Origin of the sequence: Corallococcus carmarthensis, from assembly GCF_003611695.1 — a bacterium.
GTDB classification, from domain to species: Bacteria; Myxococcota; Myxococcia; order Myxococcales; family Myxococcaceae; genus Corallococcus; species Corallococcus carmarthensis.
Window position 1 is genome coordinate 47,304 of the sequence record NZ_RAWE01000004.1, and the last position, 21,033, is coordinate 68,336.

Annotated in this window: 19 protein-coding genes; 14 read left to right on the forward strand and 5 right to left on the reverse strand. The window is 69.5% G+C overall.

The window, feature by feature from the left end:
- Positions 1 to 58 precede the first annotated feature (58 nt).
- The 5 genes from D7X32_RS02035 to D7X32_RS02055 form a co-directional block, all read right to left on the reverse strand.
- A complete protein-coding gene (locus D7X32_RS02035) occupies positions 59 to 793 on the reverse strand; it encodes a lysophospholipid acyltransferase family protein (RefSeq protein WP_167506426.1) in 735 nt (244 codons plus the stop codon).
- A 62-nt stretch (positions 794 to 855) separates the two neighbouring features.
- A complete protein-coding gene (locus D7X32_RS02040) occupies positions 856 to 1,818 on the reverse strand; it encodes an SMP-30/gluconolactonase/LRE family protein (RefSeq protein ID WP_120600796.1) in 963 nt (320 codons plus the stop codon).
- A gap of 77 nt (positions 1,819 to 1,895) precedes the next feature.
- Positions 1,896 to 2,801: a sigma-70 family RNA polymerase sigma factor gene (locus D7X32_RS02045; protein WP_158625584.1), complete on the reverse strand. Its 906-nt coding sequence runs from the start codon at positions 2,799 to 2,801 to the stop codon at positions 1,896 to 1,898.
- Between the two features lie 71 nt (positions 2,802 to 2,872).
- Positions 2,873 to 3,214, reverse strand: a complete 342-nt coding sequence (trxA, locus tag D7X32_RS02050) for a thioredoxin (protein ID WP_120600798.1) — start codon at positions 3,212 to 3,214, stop codon at positions 2,873 to 2,875.
- Positions 3,215 to 3,386: 172 nt separating this feature from the next.
- Positions 3,387 to 4,502: a hypothetical protein gene (locus D7X32_RS02055; protein ID WP_147449987.1), complete on the reverse strand. Its 1,116-nt coding sequence runs from the start codon at positions 4,500 to 4,502 to the stop codon at positions 3,387 to 3,389.
- A gap of 94 nt (positions 4,503 to 4,596) precedes the next feature.
- Between D7X32_RS02055 and serC the strand changes: the two genes are divergently transcribed.
- The 14 genes from serC (at position 4,597) to D7X32_RS02125 (ending at position 21,032) form a co-directional block, all read left to right on the forward strand.
- Complete coding sequence (gene serC, locus D7X32_RS02060; RefSeq protein WP_120600800.1) at positions 4,597 to 5,685, forward strand: 3-phosphoserine/phosphohydroxythreonine transaminase; 1,089 nt, start codon at positions 4,597 to 4,599, stop codon at positions 5,683 to 5,685.
- A 73-nt stretch (positions 5,686 to 5,758) separates the two neighbouring features.
- Positions 5,759 to 6,931 (forward strand): MFS transporter, encoded by a 1,173-nt coding sequence (locus D7X32_RS02065; RefSeq protein ID WP_120600801.1) that lies wholly within the window; start codon positions 5,759 to 5,761, stop codon positions 6,929 to 6,931.
- A gap of 228 nt (positions 6,932 to 7,159) precedes the next feature.
- On the forward strand, positions 7,160 to 8,629 hold the full coding sequence (locus D7X32_RS02070; protein WP_120600802.1) for an AMP-binding protein: 1,470 nt from the start codon (positions 7,160 to 7,162) through the stop codon (positions 8,627 to 8,629).
- A 48-nt stretch (positions 8,630 to 8,677) separates the two neighbouring features.
- On the forward strand, positions 8,678 to 8,920 hold the full coding sequence (locus D7X32_RS02075) for a phosphopantetheine-binding protein (RefSeq protein ID WP_120600803.1): 243 nt from the start codon (positions 8,678 to 8,680) through the stop codon (positions 8,918 to 8,920).
- A gap of 4 nt (positions 8,921 to 8,924) precedes the next feature.
- On the forward strand, positions 8,925 to 9,539 hold the full coding sequence (locus tag D7X32_RS02080; RefSeq protein WP_120600804.1) for a GNAT family N-acetyltransferase: 615 nt from the start codon (positions 8,925 to 8,927) through the stop codon (positions 9,537 to 9,539).
- A complete protein-coding gene (locus tag D7X32_RS02085) occupies positions 9,533 to 10,636 on the forward strand; it encodes a C45 family autoproteolytic acyltransferase/hydrolase (RefSeq protein WP_147449988.1) in 1,104 nt (367 codons plus the stop codon). Before D7X32_RS02080 ends, D7X32_RS02085 begins: the two co-directional genes overlap by 7 nt.
- Positions 10,630 to 12,267: a class I tRNA ligase family protein gene (locus D7X32_RS02090; protein WP_120600806.1), complete on the forward strand. Its 1,638-nt coding sequence runs from the start codon at positions 10,630 to 10,632 to the stop codon at positions 12,265 to 12,267. Before D7X32_RS02085 ends, D7X32_RS02090 begins: the two co-directional genes overlap by 7 nt.
- Positions 12,264 to 13,532, forward strand: coding sequence for a lysine N(6)-hydroxylase/L-ornithine N(5)-oxygenase family protein (locus D7X32_RS02095; protein ID WP_120600807.1), 1,269 nt, complete (start codon positions 12,264 to 12,266; stop codon positions 13,530 to 13,532). Before D7X32_RS02090 ends, D7X32_RS02095 begins: the two co-directional genes overlap by 4 nt.
- Positions 13,523 to 13,873 (forward strand): cupin domain-containing protein, encoded by a 351-nt coding sequence (locus D7X32_RS02100; RefSeq protein WP_120600808.1) that lies wholly within the window; start codon positions 13,523 to 13,525, stop codon positions 13,871 to 13,873. Before D7X32_RS02095 ends, D7X32_RS02100 begins: the two co-directional genes overlap by 10 nt.
- Entirely contained in the window at positions 13,873 to 14,964 is a 1,092-nt protein-coding gene (locus D7X32_RS02105; protein ID WP_120600809.1) for an NAD(P)/FAD-dependent oxidoreductase, read from the forward strand. The genes D7X32_RS02100 and D7X32_RS02105 overlap by 1 nt, the downstream gene beginning before the upstream one ends.
- A 53-nt stretch (positions 14,965 to 15,017) precedes the next feature.
- Positions 15,018 to 15,515 carry a GNAT family N-acetyltransferase gene (locus tag D7X32_RS02110; protein ID WP_120600810.1) on the forward strand — a complete coding sequence of 166 codons (498 nt, stop codon included), beginning with the start codon at positions 15,018 to 15,020 and terminating at the stop codon, positions 15,513 to 15,515.
- Between the two features lie 152 nt (positions 15,516 to 15,667).
- Positions 15,668 to 15,937 carry a hypothetical protein gene (locus D7X32_RS02115; RefSeq protein ID WP_120600811.1) on the forward strand — a complete coding sequence of 90 codons (270 nt, stop codon included), beginning with the start codon at positions 15,668 to 15,670 and terminating at the stop codon, positions 15,935 to 15,937.
- Positions 15,934 to 20,094, forward strand: coding sequence for a non-ribosomal peptide synthetase (locus D7X32_RS02120; RefSeq protein WP_120600812.1), 4,161 nt, complete (start codon positions 15,934 to 15,936; stop codon positions 20,092 to 20,094). The genes D7X32_RS02115 and D7X32_RS02120 overlap by 4 nt, the downstream gene beginning before the upstream one ends.
- A complete protein-coding gene (locus D7X32_RS02125; protein ID WP_120600813.1) occupies positions 20,091 to 21,032 on the forward strand; it encodes a 3-oxoacyl-[acyl-carrier-protein] synthase III C-terminal domain-containing protein in 942 nt (313 codons plus the stop codon). The genes D7X32_RS02120 and D7X32_RS02125 overlap by 4 nt, the downstream gene beginning before the upstream one ends.
- Position 21,033 lies beyond the last annotated feature (1 nt).

Below are 21,033 nucleotides of genomic sequence, written 5' to 3' on the forward strand. Positions count from 1 at the left end.
CGAGACTCTAACAAGCGGTTGGAGAGGGCTGCGCGGAGGGCGGCCTGGCGCGTGACGTTCAGCGTTCGGCTTCCATGCGCGCCTTCTCGTTGACGATGATCTGGCGCACGTGGTCGCGCAGGGCGTGTACGTCTCCGGCGAAGCCCGCCGGGTCGATGGGCTCCAGCACGCGCACCCGGGCGTGGACCGCCTGCTGGATGACGAGCCCGTGCTTCGGCATGGTCCGCGCGGTGCCGGTGAGGACCACGGGGATGATGGGACAGCGCTGCTGGATGGACAGCGTGAAGGCGCCGTCCTTGAAGGCCTTCACCTCGCCGTCATGGGAGCGGGTGCCTTCGGGAAACATCAGGATGGGCACACCGCGAGACAGCCAGCGCTCACAGCCGGCCATCATCTGGATGATGCTCGCGCGGTCTCCGCGGATGAGCGGCACGTAGCGGTTGAGGTGCATGTTCCAGCCAATGAGCGGCAGCTTGAAGTTCTCCGCCTTGGAGACCCACTTGAACGGCCGGTAGAGGCCGAAGAGGACCAGGATGTCCCCCAGCGACTCGTGGTTGGCCACCAGCACCGCCGCGCCCTTCCAGGGCAGGCGTTCGCGGCCCTCCACCCGCAGGTGCCACATCGGGTTCACGTAGAAATACAGCTGCGCCCAGAAGCACGAGTACAGGTGAAGCACGCGCCCATTCGCGTCGAACGGGCGGGTGAGCGCCCACAGCAGGACTGCTCCAAGGAACAGCACCGCGCTGGACAGCGCGAGGAAGGTCCAGAACGCGATCGAGAGGAGGATTCGGATAATCCCCACTGTGTCATGGATGCAGGGAACTCCCTACCGGCACCGGCCGGACGCATGCGCGCTCAGGGCAGGAGCGGGGGCACCACCACCCGGTACATGCGGAAGGGCAGGGACGGAGTCCCCGGCGCGCCGAAGAGGAATCCCATCTGCGATTCCAGCACCCACGCGCCGTCCTCGGTGAGCGCGGCGGCGGTCGGCTCGCCGAATCCGTTGGCGAGCACCTCCTTCGCACCGGCGCCTTCCCCGAGCACCACCATGGAGGCCTGGCCCGCCGTGTTCTCCACCACGAGCAGCCGCTGCGAATCCACCCACTCCAGCCCATCCGGCGTCTCCAGCGCCGGTGTCACCGGGATGATCACCGGCGCCGCCGCGCTCCCATCCGGTTGGATGTCGATGGAGAACAACGTGCCCGAGTCGCTCTTCACGACGTAGAGCCTGCCCGCGCCGTCGTAGGCGATGCCATTGAGCGTGAAGGCCCCTGGCTCCGTGGGCGCGAACGCGTCATCCGCGGCCCACGTCGTGGGCGCCGTCCCACCGGCCGCCAGCCGGACCACGGTGTTCGCGAACGAGTCCGTCGCGTACACGTTGCCCGCGGCGTCGACGGTCACGTCGTTGCAGAAGCCACTCGCACCGGGCATGGGATGGCTGGCCTTCGGCGCGCCCGTGGAAAGGACATACGCGGCGAGGTGCGAGGGCTGGGCGGGAGGAAGTGTGTCGTCGTAGGTGCAGGCCCAGAGCGTGTCGCGCGCTTCGTCCACCGCGAGCCCGTAGACGCCGAAGGCGGGACGGCCCGGGACGAAGACCTCGGCACCCAACGCTCCCGGCCGGGCGCGGGCGATGGCGCCCGTACCCAGGCTGCCCACATAGAGCGTGCCGTCCTTCGAGGACGCCATGCCCTCGGGATAGAAGTCCTCGCCGGGCAGCTGCACTTCCGTCAGGGCGGAGCCGGGGGCCTCCGGGAAGGGCTCACACGCGGAGACAGCGGCGGTGAGGGTGACGACGGACAGCCAGGGATGGATGCGCATGGGGTTTTCCTCGGTGAGGCCCGGAAGGGGCCCTTCGACGCCCTGACACCGGCCGGAAAAACCCTTGCAGCGAAAGTTCAGCCCCCCGGGCCCAGCAGGCGCGTGAGGCTGAGGTCCACCTGGCTCACGACCAGCGCCGCGATGCTGTCCACCGACGACGCGCCCACCCCCAGGCGTTCGCAGAGCTGCCGCGTCGTGGTCTCCGCCACCTGTTCACGGGCGCGGCTGAGCCAGCGCGAAACCGTGGACAGGTGCACTCGGTAGAGCGCCGCGATGGCCTCCAGGGACAGCGCCTCCACGTGATAGAGGCGCATCAGGGTGCGATCCCTGTCGGACAGCTGGCCCAACGCCGCGCGCACGGCCTCCGTGAAGGCCTCGCGGTACCGCGAGCGCAGGTGTTCGAGCTCCGGCCCCAGCTGCTCACCGAACGCGGACTCGACGGAGTCCTGCGCCGCGGTGTCCGCCCGCGCCTCGGAGCGCTTGAGGTTGAGCGCGATGCGCAGCGCCGCCACGCGCACCCAGCCACCCAGCGCGCCGCTGCCGGTGAACTCCGCGATCTTCGGCTCGGAGCCCGGCGCGGCCGTGAACAGTTTCTCGCGGAGCAGCTGCCGCACCTCCGCCACGAACGCGGGCGAGCGGTCCACTCCGGACACGAACGCACCGACGTCGCGGAGGTAGCCATCCTCGAAGAGCTGGAGCGCGGCGCGGTCGTGCCGCAGGCACCCGAAGGCCAGGTACAGCTCGGAGAAGGCAGGCGCGTCCCCCGCGAGCGCCTCCAGGAGCGCTGTCGGAGACGTCAGCCGCTCCGCGACGAACGCGACGAAGGGCTCCAGCACCACCACCAGCCCGGGCCAGCGGGACCGTGCGCGGTCGACCGAGGCGAGGAGCAGGCCCTCCAGCCGCGTGGGCTCCGGAAGCGAAGCCGACGCGCAGCCAGAGGCCGCGAGGAAGGCGGAGGCCAGTGGGGTGGGGGCAGGGGACACGCCCGGAACGCTACCACCCTCATCCCGAGGAAGAAGGAGCCCGGGGCCAACGCGCCCGAGGCTCCCCGAAATCACGCCTGGGGTGACAGGGCCTTCGTGATGGCGCCCTCGAGGCGGCTCTTGGGCACCGCGCCGACGATCTGCTCGACGATCTTGCCGCCCTTGAACACCAGCAGGGTCGGCAGCGAACGGATGCCGTACTCCTGCGACGTGTCCTGGTTGGCGTCGACGTCGACCTTGGCGACCTTCATCTGGCCCTTGTAGCGCGACGCCAGCTCCGCGACGGCGGGCGCGATGGCTCGGCACGGAGCGCACCAGGCGGCCGTGAAGTCCACCAGCACGGGGACATCCGACTCCAAGACTTCCTTCTTGAAATTGGCATCCCCAAGTTCGAGTACGTCATTGCCCGCCATGTTTCCTCCTGGAACCTTGCGCTCGAGCCCCCGTGGGGGCGGCGATCAGCCTGATCCGCAACCTAAGGGGCAGGCGGCCAAAAAGCACGGTTTTGGAGGCTCACCCCAGGCACCAATGTCGGAGAGTGGAAGACGGCCCCCTCCGGGTCTCAGTCCACGCCCCTGAGAGGTCTCACGGCTCCTGGAGGGATGCCTCCAGGACGCGAGCATTCTCCGCGCACGCAGCGCTCACGGCCTGTGCATCACCGGGCAGCACCACCTCCAACACCTCCAGCCGGTAGTCGCGATCCGCGAGCAGCAGGTCGGTGATGAAGTTGTTCGGGAGCTCCGGGAAGTGGAGCGGGTTGGGAGAAGCGTACAGCTCGATCCACGTGCTCCAGATCTCCTCCGGGAACGCAGTCCCCAGGTGGTCGTTCTGGCGGAAGTACGTCTCCAGCCGGGCCAGCTTGAGGAGGTAGTCCCCGAAGAACGTCTCAGCAGACAGGACACGTCCCTGGCCGTACCGGGTCCAGGCCCGCTCGAAGTTCGCCAGCACCGCCGCCTCGTCGTAGTCGCGCACGTATTCGTAATAGGGCCGGGCGAACGCGAACCCGGCGGGGACGGCGTCCAGGTTGTCGAGCGAAGCAGCCCCACCGCTGACCCGCGCGAGCTGGCTGTTGACGGCGGACTGCAGCCCCCGCCAGATCATGAGCTCGCCGGTGTCCGCCTCGAAGAGCCCCGACGTGCTCTCGGAGAGCCAGGCCTTCAAGCTGTAGGCGCTGACATAGCTTTGATAGATGCGATAGCCGGAGCCCGCCGGAAGCTGTTCGACGGTGAAGACATGGTCCTCCGTGCCGGTATGGCGCACGTGGTAGACGGTCGTCGCGTCGCGCCCCGCACGGGCCTGGAAGAACCCGGCGAGCTCATCGCCGTGCACGACCGTGTAACCGGCCCGCGAACCGTCGATGCCGTCGTCATGTCTGTATTCAGGGTACTGCCGCTCCAGGCCCTCGAAGACCTCCGTGACCCAGGCGCGGGTCAATCCGCAGGCGAACGCGGTCCCGTCCTCCCGTGACGCCCTCATCGCGGTGACGAACCGCTCCGCATCTGGAGCTTCCCGCGCGGCTTGCGACTTGTGGTCTGCCCGGGAAGCAAGCTGCCGATCATGCGCCGACAGCACCCGGATGCGCTCATGGCAGGAGACGAGCTCCGACGCCTGCGGAGACGGTTCGTTGGAGTTCCCACAGGCGGCCAGCGCCAACGCGGTCGCGGCGGCGCACCAGGGACGGAGGGACATGATTCGGGGCATGGGGGCTTGCTCCTGACCGCCCACATTGCTGGTGGCCCCCCGGAGTTCCGCGGGAGAGAATGGCGGCGCGGTTCACTTCCCCGAGGACTCTGCCATGCGCGTCATCAACTTCAATCCCGGCCCCGCCGGTCTCCCCGCGGCAGCGCTGGAGCGGGCCCAGGCCGAGCTGCTCGACTTCCAGGGGACGGGCATGTCGATCATCGAGCACAGCCACCGGGGCAAGGCGTTCGAGGCCGTCCACAACGAGGCCATCGCCCTCATCCAGGAGCTGCTGGCCGTCCCGGACACCCACCAGATCCTCTTCCTCCAGGGCGGCGCCTCGCAGCAGTTCGCGCAGGTGCCCATGAACTACCTCACCCAGGACGCCTCCGCGGACTACCTGGTGACGGGCGGCTGGAGTGAGAAGGCGGTGGACGAGGCGCGCTTCTACGGCACGCCGCGCATCGCCGCGAACACCCTCGACAAGGACAAGCGCTTCACGCGCGTGCCCACCCAGGCCGAGCTCCAACTGGACCCGAAGGCCACCTACGTCCACATGACGAGCAACAACACGCTCTTCGGCACGCAGTGGCACACGTTCCCGGACGTGGGCCGGGTGCCGCTGGTGGCGGACATGAGCTCCGACATCCTGTGGAAGCCCATCGACGTGAGCCGCTTCGCGCTCATCTACGCGGGCGCGCAGAAGAACATCGGACCGTCGGGCATCGTCGTCGTGCTGGTGGACAAGGAGTTCATGGCGCGGGGCCGCAAGGACATCCCGAAGATCTTCCGCTACACGACCTACGCGGAGAACAACTCGCTCTACAACACGCCGTCCACCTTCTCCATCTACCTCTGCCGCAACGTGCTGTCGTGGATCAAGGGCGTGGGTGGCCTGAAGCAGGTGGAGGCGTGGAACCGGGAGAAGGGTGACCTGCTGTACGCCGCCCTCGACCGCAACGCGGGCTTCTACCGGGCTCCCGTGGAGAAGGCGTCGCGCTCGTACATGAACGTCGTGTTCCGCCTGCCGGACGAAAAGAAGGAAGAGGCCTTCGTGGCGGAGGCGGCCAAGGCCGGCATGGTTGGAATGAAGGGCCACCGCATCACGGGCGGCATCCGCGTGTCTTTGTACAACGCGGTGACCGTGGACCACGTGAAGACGCTGGTCTCCTTCATGGATGACTTCGTGAAGAAGCACGGGTAGCACCCCGCGCCGCCAAAAGGCTTTGCGCCCGGAGTGTGATTCCTGAAACACTTCACACTCCGTGGGGGTTTACTTGAACCGCAACTTTTGGCTGCTGACGCTGTGCCAGTGCTTCTTCATGTTGAACAACATCACGTTCACGTTCGTGAACGGGTTGGTGGGCCTGGCATTGGCGCCCGTCCCCTGGATGGCCACGCTTCCGGTGACGGGCTACGTCGTGGGCAGCGCGCTCGCCACCACGCTCGTGGCCCGCAGCCAGCGCGCCTGGGGGCGCAAGCGCTCCTTCCAGCTGGGGCTGCTGGTGGGCATCGCCTCCTCCGGCCTGTGTGCCTTCGCCGCGGCGACGGGCCGGTTCTGGCTGCTGGTGCTCGCCACGATGCTGGCCGGCTACTACAACGCGAACGCCGCGCTGTACCGCTTCGTGGCCATGGAGCTCGTCGGCCCCGCCTATAAAGAGCGCTCCATCTCCTGGGTGCTGGCGGGCGGCATCCTGGGCGCGGTGACCGGCCCCAACCTGGCCCGCTACACCAAGGACCTGCTGGGCACGCCGTTCACGGGCGCGTACGCGATGCTGGTCGCCTTCGCCCTGGTGGCGCTGGCGGTGATGAGCTTCATCTCGTTCCCGGCGCTGCCCCGGCCCGACCCCGCGCGTCCTGGGCGCTCGCTGCGGGAGATTGCCCGCCAGCCGGTGTTCGTCGTGGCCGTGGCCGCCTCGGCGTTGGGCTACGGCGTGATGAACCTGCTGATGTCCGCCACGCCCATCGCCATGACGCAGATGCATCACTCGTTCGACCACGCCGCGCTGGTCATCGAGTGGCACGTCCTGGCCATGTTCACGCCCAGCTTCTTCACCGGCCAGCTCATCAAGCGCTTCGGCGTGTTGAGGGTCATGTGGGTGGGCCTGGCGGCCAACCTCGCCTGCATCGTCATCGCGCTGTCGGGCGTCGCCGTGATGCAGTTCCTGGTGGCCCTGGTGCTGCTGGGCGTGGGCTGGAACTTCCTCTTCATCGGCGGCACCACGCTCTTCACCGAAGCCTACCGGGCGGAGGAGAAGACCACCGTGCAGTCCACGATGGACTTCTGCATCTACTCCACCATGGCCATCACGTCCTTCGCGTCGGGCGCGCTGATCACCACGCGGGGTTGGGAGTACCTGAACTGGGGCTCGCTGGTGCCCATGGGCGCGCTGGCCGTGGCCCTCGTCTACCTGGCCGTCCAACGGCGCACGGCGTCACTCGCCGCGTGATGCGCTGATCCGCCGTGGGACCTCACATGCCGCCGCCGTGCATGAGACGTATTGGGTTGGATGGCTTTTCTCTTCGGTCACGCTTTGCGTCATTTCGTGACAAGCCGCGCCGTGGTTGAGTCCTTGACTCGCCGTGAATGAGTCGACTACATAACACCCTCGGAAAGCGCTGAGAGCGCCGGAAGAGGGGGAAGACTGGATTCTTCAAGCCACATCGCGGGGCAGCTCATGCCCCATGTGAACCGTGTCATCGGACGGATTCCGGAGTGGAAGGGGACTTTCCTCTTCTACGAGGGCGGGCGTCCGGTGGTTCGCCGTGCGGCGGAGCTCCAGTCCGACCTCCGGAAGGCTGTCACCCTGTTGCGGCGCGAGGGTCTACAACGCGGCGACCGCATCGGGATTGTCGGCGCCAACAGCTACGCGTGGATCCTGCTCGACCTGGCATGTCTGGCTTGTGGTTTCGTATCTGTTGGGTTTGATCCCATCCATCACCGGTGGAAGGAACTCCAGTCGGAGCTGGGATTGCGCCGGACGTATGAGATTCCGGACGGCGCCACCCCCTGGCAGGTCTTGGGCGCGCCTCCGGAAGACGCGGACGACGCGGGACTGCTCCAGGGGCACGCGTTCGGTCCCGATGACATCATCGGGATGAAGTTCACGTCGGGCTCGACGGGTGAGACCAAGGCCATCGAGCTGAAGCGCAAGAGCGTGGATGACACGCTGACCAACGTGCAGGGCATGTTTCACCACGGCCCGGGTGACAAGTTCCTGCTCTTCCTGCCGCTGTACCTCAACCAGCAGCGGTTCTGGATCTACTCGTCGCTCCTCTTCGACCATGACGCCGTGGTGGTGCAGTACCGGCTTGCGGTGATGGCGCTCCGCCGGGAGCGGCCCACCGTCGTCATGGGCGTGCCGGAGTTCTTCACCAGCCTCATCAAGGGGTTCGACCCCGCGGTCCCGGAGCAGAAGGAGCGCTTCCGCGAGCTGATGGGCGGCAACATCCGCTACCTGTGGACGGGCTCGGCGCCCATCAGCCTGTCGACGCTGAAGGCCTACGAAGCCATGGGCATGCCGCTCTTCCAGGGCTACGGCATGAACGAGACCTGCATCATCTCCAAGAACCACCCGGGCCAGGACCGGCTTGGGAGCGTGGGGAAGGTCGTGCCGAGCAAGAGCGTCCGGTTCGACGACGAAGGCCAGATCCTCGTGAAGAGCACCCACGAGGTGAACGTGCGCTACGCCAACGTCCCGGCCGACGTGAGCGCCCTGACGTTCCGCCCGGACGGGTACGTGGCGACGGGCGACCTGGGCCACCTGGACGCGGACGGCTACCTGTACGTGACGGGCCGCGTGAAGGACATCGTCGTGCTGTCCAGCGGCCGCAAGGTCAGCCCCATCCCGCTGGAGAACCGGCTCGAGGAAGCCGCGTGCATCGACAAGGCGGTCGTCTTCGGCAGCGGGCAGAGCCACCTCGCGGCGGTCATCTCCGCCGTCCCCGGCACCGCGCACGGCGACGTCGAAGCGGTCGTCGCTGGAGTGAATGCGCGGCTCCCGGAGGACGAACGGATCCGCAAGTTCCTCCTCGCCCCCGAACCGCTCACCCGTGAGAACGGCCTGCTCACGTCGCAGTTCAAGGTCCGCAGGAACGCCGTCTGGGCCCGGTACGAGCGCGAGCTCCTCGCGCTCTACGGCGCCTGAGCGCTCCCCACCGTCATCCCCACCCTCGACGCCGAACGGTCTCCATCCATGGACAACGTGGTTCAGGAAGTCACCCGTCAACTCAACCAGGTCGCGGCGGGAGCGACCTTCGGGCAGGAGACGGACTTGAGGAACGTGCTGGGCCTGTCGTCGCTGGCCCTCGTCTCCCTGCTCACGCAGCTGTGCGAGAGCTTCAACGTCGACATGCTGACCCTCACGGACGCGGACCTGGCGAAGCTCGACACGGTCGGGGACCTGGTCAGCCTCTTCACCCGCGTGCGGGGGAACTAGGGCCATGAGCGCGTTCTTCGCGGACCGGAACGTCGTCCTGGAGGACGAGCGCGTGCGCCTGCGGCCCCTGGTCGCGGCGGACGTCGACGCGCTCGCGGAGGTCGCGTTCGATCCCGCCATCTGGAAGTTCTTCGTCGCCTCCATCCAGACCCGCGACGACCTCCAGCGCTTCGTGGACGAAGGCGTGGAGTCCACCCGCGCCGGCACCGCGCTGGCCTTCACCGTGGTGGACAAGGCGTCGGGCGCCGTCGTGGGCAGCACGCGGTTCGGCAACCTGTCCGCCCGCGACCAGCGCGTCGAGGTGGGCTGGACCTGGCTCGGGCGGAAGTTCCAGGGCACGGGCACCAACACCCGCTGCAAGCAGCTGCTGATGGCGTACGCCTTCGAACAGCAGGGCGTGCAGCGCACGGAGTTCAAGACGGACGTCCTGAACCAGCCGGCGCGCCGCGCGCTGCTGAAGGTCGGCTGCACGGAAGAGGGCGTCCTGCGCTCGCACACGCTCATGCCCGGCGGGCGGCGGCGGGACACCATCTACTACTCGGTCCTCGCGGGCGAGTGGCCGGGGGTGAAGCAGCGCCTGAGCGACCTCATCAAGACCGGAGGCGGCGGACCATGTTGACGCCCCTTCGTGAGGTGACCGTGTCGGGGGATGCCCTGACGCGGGGCGCGCAGCATGGTGAGGCGCTGCGCAAGGAGATCCAGGACTTCGTGCGGGACGACTTCGCTCGCGTGAACCGGATCCGCCATGCGCCGCTCTCAGCGGCCCGGATCTGGCGCATCGTCGACGAGCACCGCCAGGTCCTGGAAGCGGAGGTGCCGGAGCTGGCCCGGGAGGTCCAGGGGCTCGCTCGGGGCGCGGACATCCGCTACGAGGAAGCGCTCCTGCTCCAGCTGCGCCGTGAGCTGATTGGCGCTCCGGCCGGTCCCGCGGGTGGGGACTGCAGCACGCTCGCGGTCCGCGACGCGCAGGGACGGCGGATGGCGCAGACCGTGGACCAGGACGGCCTCATCGCGGACCTGGGCATCGTCCTGCGCATCCTTCCGGAGCACGACGGCGCGCCGGAGGTGTTGATGTTCACCTTCGCGGGCCTGCTGGGCTACCTGGGCCTCAACAGCTTCGGGCTCGGCGTCTCCATCAACCTGCTGACGTCGGACATGGAAGGGCCCGGCGTGCCGCCGTACCTGCTCGTCCGCGAGGCCCTGACACGGCCCGACGCCGCGTCCGCCGTGGACCGGCTGGGGGCGCTGCGCCGCGCGAGCGCCCGGGCGCTCACGCTCTTCGACGCGCAGGGCGTCACCTGCTGCGAGTTCACTCCCAGCCGCCTCCGCGTGTGGCAGGCCCACTCCTTCCTGCGGACGAACCACTTCCTCCACGAAGAGCTGGTGCCGCACGACCGGCTCAACATCTTCAGCCGGAACGGCTCCCGCAAGCGCCTGGAGCTGCTCAAGGCGGGGCTGCCGGCCGCGGTGGATGACGCGTCCACCTTCACGCTGCTGTCGGACCACTCGCTGTTTCCCACCGGGCTGTGCGCGCACGCGGAAGGGGACATCCGGCGTCCGGACACGGTCGCCGCGGTGGTGATGCGTCCGGACGAAGGCGTCCTGTCCGTCGTCAAGGGCAACCCCTGCCGCGCGACTCCGGTGCGGTTCCAGCTGTCGCGCCCACCGGACGCGGCGCGCGTCGCACCCGTCCTGAACGAGGCCGCCTCATGTTAGCCAGCACGCGCGCGGTGAAGGCACCGCCCCATCTGTTCGTCCAGGTGATGCCCACGCCCAATGGGCGGCTCCACCTGGGCCACATGTCGGGCCCCTACCTCAAGGCCGACATCCTGGCGCGGCACCTGCGCCTGCGCGGCGTGGAGGCCCACGTCATCTCCGGCGCGGACTCCTACGAGTCGCACGTCGAGCTCAAGGCCGCGCAGACGGGCAGCACCGAGCACGCGGTCGCCACGCGGTTCCACGGGCTGATTGAACAGGAGCTGGCGGCGCTGCGCATCGACAGCGTCTTCACGGATCCGCTGCGGCCGGACCTGCATGACGAGTACGTGGCGTTCAACCGCCGCACCCTTGATCAGCTCGCCCGGCAGGGTGGGGTGGAGACGCTGCGCGAGAAGGTGGCGTACTCGCCGTCGCTGAACCGGTATGGCGCCGGCTGTTGGATTTCCGGAACCTGTCCGCAGTGTGGCGCGGGCTCCGGCAGCTACTTCTGCGAGGCCTGCGGCGGCCACTACAAGCCGGAGGACCTCCGCGACGCGCGCTGCACCTTCGACGCCACGGACGTGCGGGAGGTGGAGGTCGAGAGCCTCTTCCTGCGGCTGCGCCGGCGCCAGCAGCTGGACGCGCGCATCGAGCGGATGGGCATCCCGCCCGGCTTCCACCAGATCCTCACCCGCTACATCGAGGCGCAGGGGGAGCGGGTCCGCCTGACCAACCCGGGACGGTGGGGCATGCCGTACGGGCCCGGTGACGGCGTCATCTTCACGTACACGACCGGGCTGCTCTCCTTCTCGCTGTTCTGCGCGGAGCTCTTCAAGCGCGCGCACGGCCTGGAGAAGCACCCCTTCGCGCCGGACTCCGACTACGTGACCGTCGCCACGTTCGGCATCGACAACACGGTCGCGTACCTCGCGGGCGTGCTGGGCGCGGCGGTGGAGTGGGACGACATCAAGCCGTACGACTACTTCCTGACCAACCACTTCTACAACCTGGAGGGGCGGAAGTTCTCCACCAGCCGCAACCACCTGGTGTGCGCGCGCGACCTGGTCACCGGCTCCGGCGTCTCCCCGGATGCGATCCGCTACTTCCTGGGCAAGGTGAACCCGGAGGCGGGGCCGAAGGACTTCATCGTCTCGGAGTTCGTGGACGTGAACAATCGCGTCCTCGCCGGCGGTCTGGAGGCCCTGCTGTCGCGCGCTTTCGCCCACGTGCGCACCGGGGCCGTGGACGCGCCGTCGGACAACCTGATGCGGGAGCTGGACCGCGTCCTGGAGGAACAGGCTTCCCACCTGCGCCTGCCCACGACGCACCTGGCCCGCGCGGCCGGCTGCATCGACGCCTGGCGGGACGTGGGCGAGCGGCTGGACGCCTCTGACGCCACGGCCGAGTACTGGTGGCTGAAGGGGTTCAGCATGGTCGCTGCCCCGTTCATGCCGGACGTGTCCCAGCGCATCTGGGCGTTGCTGGGCCATGGCGGTGCTCCCCGGTTGGAGTCCTTCACGGAGCGGCCCGTGCTGGAGAGGCCGCCGGTCTGGACGCCCGCCTTCGAATCGGTTTCCGCAGCGGCTGTTGAGCGAAGTGTCCACCGCGAGGCCGCGCGCTCGCCGGGTGGAAAGGGGGCACGCGAATGAAGTCACCAGCGAAGTACGACGCGATTGGCGTCGGCATTGGACCCTTCAACCTGAGCGCGGCCGCGCTCTGTGAGCCGATTCCGTCCCTCTCGACGCTGTTCGTGGACCGCAAGCCGGAGTTCTCCTGGCACCCGGGGCTGCTGCTCTCCGGCGCGACCATCCAGACGTCGCACCTGAAGGACCTGGTCACGCTCGCGGACCCCCGCAACCCGTACGGCTTCCTGTCGTATCTGCACGCCCACGGCCGGATGTACCGCTTCATCACGTCCGACTTCCGGGGCGTCGAGCGCGCGGAGTTCGACGACTACTTCCGGTGGGTCAGCAAGCAGCTGCGCAACCTCCGCTTCGGCATGGACGTGCAGACCGTGGACTTCGACGGCGAGCACTTCATCGTCAACGGGAACCCCGACCTCACGTCCCGGCACCTCATCCTGGGCACGGGCCTGAGCCGATGCGTCCCGGAGTGCGCCGAGCCGCTCCTGGGCAACCGCGTCTTCCACAGCGACACGCTGCTCAACCAGGGGCTCGACTGGAAGGACAAGCGGATCGCCATCATCGGTGGCGGGCAGTCCGGCGCGGAGATCTTCCGCCACCTGCTCTCGGATGATCAGCGCTTCCCGTCGCACCTGTACTGGGTGTCGTCGCGGAGCAACTTCCTGCCGCTGGACGACTCGCCCTTCACCAACGAGCTCTTCACGCCGGGCTACAGCGCGCACTTCTTCGAGCTGCCCCTGGATCAGCGGCTCTTCACCGTGGACAGCCAGAAGCTCGCGAGCGACGGCATCTCCATGAACCTGCTCCAGGACATCTACCGGCGGCTCTACGCGCTGGAGTTCCTGCGGGCGCGCAAGCCGGAGGTCGCGCTCCGGGCCAACAAGCGGATGACCGCCATCTCGAAGTCCGGCGCGGATGAGTACACCGTCACGATGAAGGACTCGCTGCACGGGCGCACGAGCGACGTGACGGTGGACGCCGTCATCCTCTGCACCGGCTACCAGTACCGCATCCCCGCGTTCCTGAAGCCGCTGCTCCCGCGCATCCCGCTCGACAAGGGCGGCTATCTCTACAACCCGGACTTCTCCATCAAGTGGGACGGCCCGGCGACGCACAAGATCTACGTGCAGAACGCGGCCATCAACTCGCGCGGCATCGCGGATCCCAACCTGAGCCTGATGGCCTGGCGCAGCGCGAACATCGTCAACGACCTGGCCGGCCGCCCTGTCTACAAGGTCCACAACTCCAAGGAGCTGCAGCTATGGGTGTAGACGCCAAGCATCCTTCGGCGAGCGTGCCCTTCGAGTCCGCGGACTTCGACGAGGCGGGCCTGCGCGTGGAGAAGGTGGACATGAAGGCGCTGCGCGCCTGCGCGCCCGCGTTCAAGATGTCCCGGTTCACCATCAAGCCCGGTGGGCACTCCGCGCTCGACTGTCACGAGGACCAGGAGCTGTGGTTCATCGCGGCCGGCGAGGGGGAGCTCACCCGTCACGGCGGTGAGGTGACCTCGGTCCGTCCGGGCGACATCATCGAGTTGGGCTCCAACATCAGCCACACGCTGCGCAACACCGGCGAAGGTGAGCTGCGGGTGTTCTCCGTCTGGTGGATGTGATGGATCGCGCCCGGGACCCGTTCGATCTCGTCGTGGTGGGTGCTGGCATCGTCGGCACGCTGGTGGCGTTGCTGGCGAAGCGGCACCACCCGGGCTGGCGCATTGCCTTGGTGGACCGTTCCCTCGCGGGACACGGGGCCACGCTCTACTCGGCGTTCCTGGACGTGCCGCTGGGCTCGACTCCTGTCCGGCGCGCGTTCACCGAGCGCAGCCGGGTCCTCTATCAACAGCTGCGCGCGGAGCTGCCGGACCTGCCGCTGCGCGACCTGCCCGCCGTGTTCCTGACGTCCGAGGCGCGGGTGCAGGAGCGGCTGGACGGCCTGGTGCGCGATGCGACGTCCGCTCCCCGCCGGGTCGACGCCGCCGCGGCGCTGGCGCTGGCGCCTCCGGGCTTCCGTTCGCCCGAAGGGACCGCGGTGTTGGGCGACGTCAGGGCGGCCCGCTGCACGGGGCCCACGCTGGTGACGACGCTGCTGCGGGCCTTCCGCTCGCAACCGGGCAGCGTGTGTCTGGAAGGCGTGGAGGTCGTGCGGGTGTCTCCGGAGGGCGAAGGCACCCAGCGGCTGACGACCCACGACGGACGTGAGCTGAGGGCACGCCGCACGGCGCTGTGCCTGGGGCCGTGGTTGGGCAGCACGCGCGCGGCGTTGGCGGACGTCCCCCGGCATTGGCGGGTGAAGAAGATCACGGCGCTGCATGTCCCCGTGGCGCCGCATCCCGACGCGCCCGTCGTCTACCTGCTCGACGACGAGGCCTTCCTGTTGCCGCAGCCCGAACACGGGCGCTTCCTCTTCAGCTTCCGCTCCGAGCACTGGGACTGCGAGCCCGAGGCGTCGGCGTTGCGCATCGACCCGCCGGACTGGGCCCGCGCGCGCGGCATCCTGGAGCGCTACCTCGACGTGCGCGGCCTGGAGCTGGGAGGCCGCGTGTTCTGCGATGCCTACAGCGCGGACACGGATCCTTCCGTGGAGCCGCTGGCGTCAGTGCCCGGGGCCTTCGCGGTGGGCGGCGGCGCCGGGTCTGGATTCCGGCTGGCGCCCGCGCTCGCGGAGCGGGCGGTCCATGCACTCGAAGCCGGGACGGGAAGGTAGGCGCCCCCGTGGACATCGCATTCACCGCCACGTCTCTTCCTGGAGGATTCCTGATGCCTGGAGCGCACCCGGCGTTCGTGCTGGACGTGGACGGAAGCGTCACGGACACGGAGCTGGCGTCCCTGCTGGACGACGTCTTCGTGAAGGCGGGACACACGAGCCCGCCCGTCGCGGAGCGGCTCTTCGCGCTGGACCGCGTGCGCGCGCGGGGCACGCTCATCACCGCGCGGGAGCCGGGGGCCGGCGTGCTGATCGGGATGGTCATCCTGGTCGCCCCCGGGGCCGCGGCCCGGCAGATTTCGCGGGACGACGAGGCGGAGTTCCACCTGCTCGCCGTTCGTCCGGACGCGCGGGGGCGGGGCATCGGACGCGCGCTGGTGGGCGCGGGCCTCCAGCTCGCGCGCACCCGGGGCTGGTCCCGCCTGGTGCTGTCCACCCAACCCCAGATGGCCGGAGCGCAGGCGCTCTACTCAGAGGCCGGCTTCGAACGCGCGCCGGATCGGGACTGGGGCAAGTACCTCGCCTTCACCCTCCAACTCGAGGCGGCCTGACGCGCCTCTCTTCCTGACCCGCGCGCAGTGGCGCGGTCGAACCTGGAGCTACCGCACATGCGAACGACCTTACGAAACCTCCACACGGAACAAGTCACGAGCGTCCCGGCCGGGGTGGCGTGCGCGTGTTGTTGCCAGCGGGTGTGAGACCTATGAACAAGGACGCTTTCATCAGGACGCTGAGCGAAGCCCTCCAGCAAGAGCCCTCCCAGCTCGACCTGTCGAAGAGCTTCATCGACAACGGTGGTTACTCCCTCGCCGCGGTCCGTTGGATCGATTTGATCTACCCCGCCACGGGGGTGGTCATGAACTTCTTCGACGTGATGGGCACGGAGCCGCTGCAAGCCCTGCTCGACGCGCCGCCGGAAGGAGCCTCCGCCGGTGCGGAAGCGTCCTCCGACGTGGATGAGGGCGTCATATGACGTCCGCCGCCCCAACGCAGGCCCGTGCGACGGGCCCTGAGACCGCGCCCGCGGCCCTCCCGGCCGAGGCCGAAGAGGAGCTGCTGACCGCGGCGACGTACGACCTCGTCGAGGAGCTGAGCGAGGCCGGTGTCGAGCTGAGCGTGAAGGAGGGACGCCTGGCGTTCAAGGCGCCACCGGGGCGGCTCACCGACGCGCTGAAGGAGCGCATCCGCGAGCAGAAGGAAGCGCTGCTCGCGCTCCTGGGGCCTGACGAAGCCGTGCGGGCCCGCGCCCGCACGCTGCCGCTGTCGGAGCTTCAGCAGTCCTACTGGCTGGGCGAGGCCGGCACGCAGGGCATCGCCGGGGCAGGGTGTTGGTACAACGGCTTCTCCGTGGAGACGCTGGACCTGGAGCGTCTCCAGGCCGCCCTCTCCGCGCTGTTCGCGCGTCACGACTCGCTGCGGATGACGGTGGGTCCGGACGGGCGCGGGCGGCTCCTGGAGCACGTGGGCCCCTTCCCGCTGGAGTACCAGGACCTGCGCGCGCTTCCGGCCGCGGAGGTGGAGCGGGAGCTGGAGCGCACGCGGACCACGATGAGCCGGCCCCGGAGCGGCGCGGAGGTCTGGCCGCTCTACCGGATGTGCGTGCAGCGGACCGCGGAGCGCTTCTACGTCCACGTCGAGGGCCGGCTCCTGGTGGGCGACGCGACGTCCTGGTTCCTCTACGTCGAGGAGCTGCGGAAGCTGCTGGAGGATCCCGCGCGCACGGACCTGCCCGCGCCGGGACGGCTGGCGAGCCTGATCCTGCGCCGCTTCCGGCAGCTCGTGTCGGCCGACTATCAGCGCGCCCGGCAGTACTGGGCGGGGCGTGCGATTCCGCCGTCGCCCGCGCTCCCGGTGCGCACGCTCGCCGAGGGCGGAGGCCGCATCCGGCGGTTGATCGCGGACCTGCCCGAAGCGGAGGCCACCGTGCTGACCGCCCGGGCCCGGGAGTTCGGGCTGACGCTGGACAACGCGCTGATGGGTGCGTTCGCGCTGGTGCTGGCGGAGTGGGCGCAGGCGCCGGACTTCAGCATCAACGTCCTGCACGGCGGAGGGCGGCACCTCGGCCTGCCGCTCGGTCACTTCGGCGGCATCGTGCGCCTGGAGCTGAACGTCCGGCGCGAGGCGTCCTTCGCGGACCTGGCGGGCGCCATCCGTCAAAGGCTCGCCCTGGACATGGGCTATGCGTCCGTGGACGGCGTGACGGTGCAGCGGATCGCGGCGCGCCAGTCCGGCACTCCGGTCCGCGCGGGCGTGGTCGCCTATTCGAGTGGCCTGGCCCTGGGCCGGTCCGACACGGAGATTGGCCTGGCGCAGCTGGGGTGGAAGCCGGAGGGCGCCAGCATCCAGAGCCCGGGCGTCCTCATCGACCAGCAGGTCTTCCGGACGCTGGACGGCCTCCGCTTCCACTGGGACATCGACGCGGACACGCTGTGTCCCGGCGTGGGCGAGGCGATGTTCGAAACCTTCCTGGCCGGCGTCCGCCGTCTGGCGGAGGCGCACGATTGGAAGACGCCCCTGCGGATGGGGCTGCCCCCAGCGCAGCAGGCCTCCCAGGCTCGCGCCAACGCCACGTCGGCGGAGCGCTCCGTCCACCGGCTCCACTCCCTGCTGGAGCGGCAGGTCCGCGGGCATCACGGCGCGGCGGTGGTGACGCGCGAGCGGACGCTGTCGTTCCAGGAGCTGGGACAGCGCGCGAGCGGCGTGGCGAACGCCCTTCGTGCACGTGGCGCGAAGCCGGACGTCCCGGTGGCCATCGTCGCGAACAAGGGCTGGGAACAGGTGGTCGCCGCGCTCGGCACCGTCATGGTCGGCGCCCCCTACGTGCCCCTGGATCCGTCCTGGCCGTCCGCGCGCCTGTCGGCGGTCCTCTCCGCCGCTGATGTGGGAATGGCGCTGTGTGACGCCGCTGGCGCCGAGGCCCTTGCCCGGGAGGGCGGTGGTGCGGCCCTCGTGAGCCTCCGCATCGACGCGGTGCCCCTGGCCTCCATGGACGCGGCGGGTCCGGACACCGGCCAGCTGGCGTACATCCTCTTCACGTCGGGTTCGACGGGAGAGCCCAAGGGCGTCGCCATCTCGCATGACGCGGTGGCCACCACGCTCGAGGACATCCAGCGCCGCTTCGGCGTGGGCCCGGAAGACTGCGTGCTGGGCGTCTCGCACCTGCACTTCGACCTGTCGGTCTTCGACATCTTCGGCGTCCTGGGCGCGGGAGGCCGGCTGGTGCTGCCTCCGCCCGCCAGCCACCCGGATCCCGCGGAGCTGTTCCCGCTGGTGCAAGAGCACCGCGTGACGGTCTGGAACACGGTGCCGGCGATCATGGAGATGCTCGTCGAGTACATGGAGTCGCGGGGCCTCCAGGCGCCGTCGCTGCGGCTCGCGCTCCTGTCGGGAGACTGGATCCCGGTCACGCTGCCCGCACGGATCCGCTCGGTGTTCCCGAACGCGCGCGTGGTGAGCCTGGGCGGCGCCACCGAAGCGTCCATCTGGTCGAACGCGTTCGAGGTCCAGGACGTTCCGGCCACCTGGTCCAGCATCCCCTACGGCTTCCCGCTGGCGAACCAGCAGCTGCTGGTGTTGCACCCGGGCGTGGGCACACCCTGCCCGGACTGGGTCGAGGGCGAGCTGGCCATCGCGGGGCAGGGGCTCGCGGAGGGCTACTGGCGTGCACCGGAGAAGACGGCGGCGGCCTTCGTCACGCATCCAGAGACCGGCCAACGGCTCTACCTCACCGGCGACCGCGCCCGCCGCTGGCCCGACGGCAACATCGAGTTCCTGGGCCGGACCGACGGCCAGGTGAAGATCAGCGGCTACCGGGTCGAGCTGGGTGACGTCACCGCGGCGCTGAAGAAGTGCCCGGCCGTGGACAAGGCCGTGGTCGTGGCCGTGGGGCCGCGTGAGCACCGCTGGCTTGCCGCCTTCGTCACGCCCACGGGCGCGGAGCCGCCAGAGCTGCGGGACATGCTGTCCGCGCTGCTGCCTTCGTACATGGTGCCGCGCCGGATCCACTGGCTGCCGGAGCTGCCGCTCACCGCCAACGGCAAGGTGGACCAGGCGAAGCTCCGCGAGCTCGCGCTGCTCGACCAGCCCGTCACGCTGGCGCCGCGCACGCCCGCCGAGCACCTGATGGCGGAGCTGTGGTCGCAGATCCTCGGCCGCCCCATCCGCGACACGCAGGTGAGCTTCTTCGAGGTGGGCGGTGAGTCGGTGCTGGCGGTCCGGCTCGCGAACGCCATCGAGCACCGCACCGGCGTGCGCCCCGAGCTGGCGGAGCTGCTGCGGACCGCGACCATCGAGGGCATGGCGCGGGTGATGGGCGGCCAGCGCGGTGGGGCGCACAGCGCGCTCGTGCGCATGCAGCGGGGCGCGGAGGGCGCGCCCACCGTCGTGTGCATCCACCCCGTCGGCGGCACCGTGTACTGCTACCGCGAGCTGGTCGACCTCCTGGGCAAGCGGTTCACCGTCGTCGGGCTCCAGTCGCTGGGGCTCGAACGCGGGGACCTGTCGCTGCGCGACCTGGCGGCTCACTATGTCGAACAGCTGGACAGCGCGGGGCTCAAGCCCGACGTGCTCTTCGGCTGGTCCCTGGGCGGCGCCGTCGCGCTGGAGGTCCAGCGCCGCCTCGAAGTCCGGGGAACGCGCCGGGTCGCCGCCGTGCTCGTCGACCCGTGGGTCCGGAAGCCCGCCGCTTCCAAGCCGGAGATGAAGGCCCTGGAGGCGGCGTTCATCCGCGACGTCCTGCGCGGCGCCGGCACGCTCAGCCTGGAGGCGCTGGCCGAACGGCTGCGGACGCGCTCGCTGCCGGAGGTCGTCCAGTCCCTGGGCGGCGACGGACTGGCACAGCGTGCGCGCGGCTCCGAGCTCGCGGCGCTGTTCGAGCAGTTCCGCCAGAACACCTCGGCGCTGCTCGGCTACGACCCGCCCGACGGTCCCGTCGACGCGGACGTGTGGTTCGCCGACGCGCAGCGGCCCGAGGACTTCCCGCACCTCCAGCCGTTGGACCAGTGCCGTCAGGTGCCGCGCGTCCACCGCGTGCCCGCGGATCACTACGGCATCATGGAAGGTGACGCGTTGAAGCGCATCGCCGCGGCCTTGCGGAGCCGGTTCGAAGTCACCCAGGAGGCCGCGTCATGAGGATCGGTGCGTTCACATGGCGGCTCGGGGAGCGGCGGGAGATCGACTCGCTGCCCGAGCTCGCGTCGGATGCGCGAAGGCTCCAGCGCATGAAGAAGCACGGGCTGGCCTGCTTCATGGAAGCGACCCAGTCCCGCGAAAGCCTGATGGTGGAGGCGCTCCAGGCCTCGGTGCGCGAGTCGGGGATGGATCCGCTGTCCATCGACACCGTCATCTACGCGACCGGCACCTTCGATGACCGCGAGGACGCCACGCTGATGCCCGTGGTGCTGCGCCGCTGTGGCCTGCTGAACGCGCGCCCCATCGGGGTCTTCCTGGGCTTCTGCGCGAACTTCACCTACGCCTTCGAGGCCATCGAAGGGCTGCGCGCGCTGGGCCGCTCACGCAACGCGCTGCTGCTCTTCAGCGACGCGTACCCCGCGGGACGCACGCGGCTCATCCGCCAGGACTCCGCCGTCGGCAGTGACGGCGTGGCGTGCTGTGTCGTGTCGGACGCGCTGGAGCGCGGCTACGACGTGGGGCCCGTCCGGCATCACTACGACGCCCAGGCCACCGAGCACCTGGAGACGGGGGACATCGTCTCGTACGTCCGTGCGTACTCGAACGGCGTGCGCACGTCCGCGGAGGCCGCGCTGGCGGCGGCGGAGGTGGGCGCGGCCGAGTGCCGGTGGCTGGTGACGGCGAACTTCAACCGCTCGGTGCTGCGCAACATCTCGGAGCTCTGTGGCATCGGGGTGGACCGCATCTACGACCGGAACATCGGCGAGCTGGGCCACTGCAGCTCCGCGGATCAGTTGATTGCCCTGGGCCAGCTCCTGGAGTCGGACCTTCCGGCCGCCACGCCGGTGCTGGTGACGGGGCCCGCGGACACCGTCTGGGGCGCGGCCGCGATGCGCGTCGTCCGGCCCGCGCCCACGCCCACGCGGGAGGCCCGGTGAC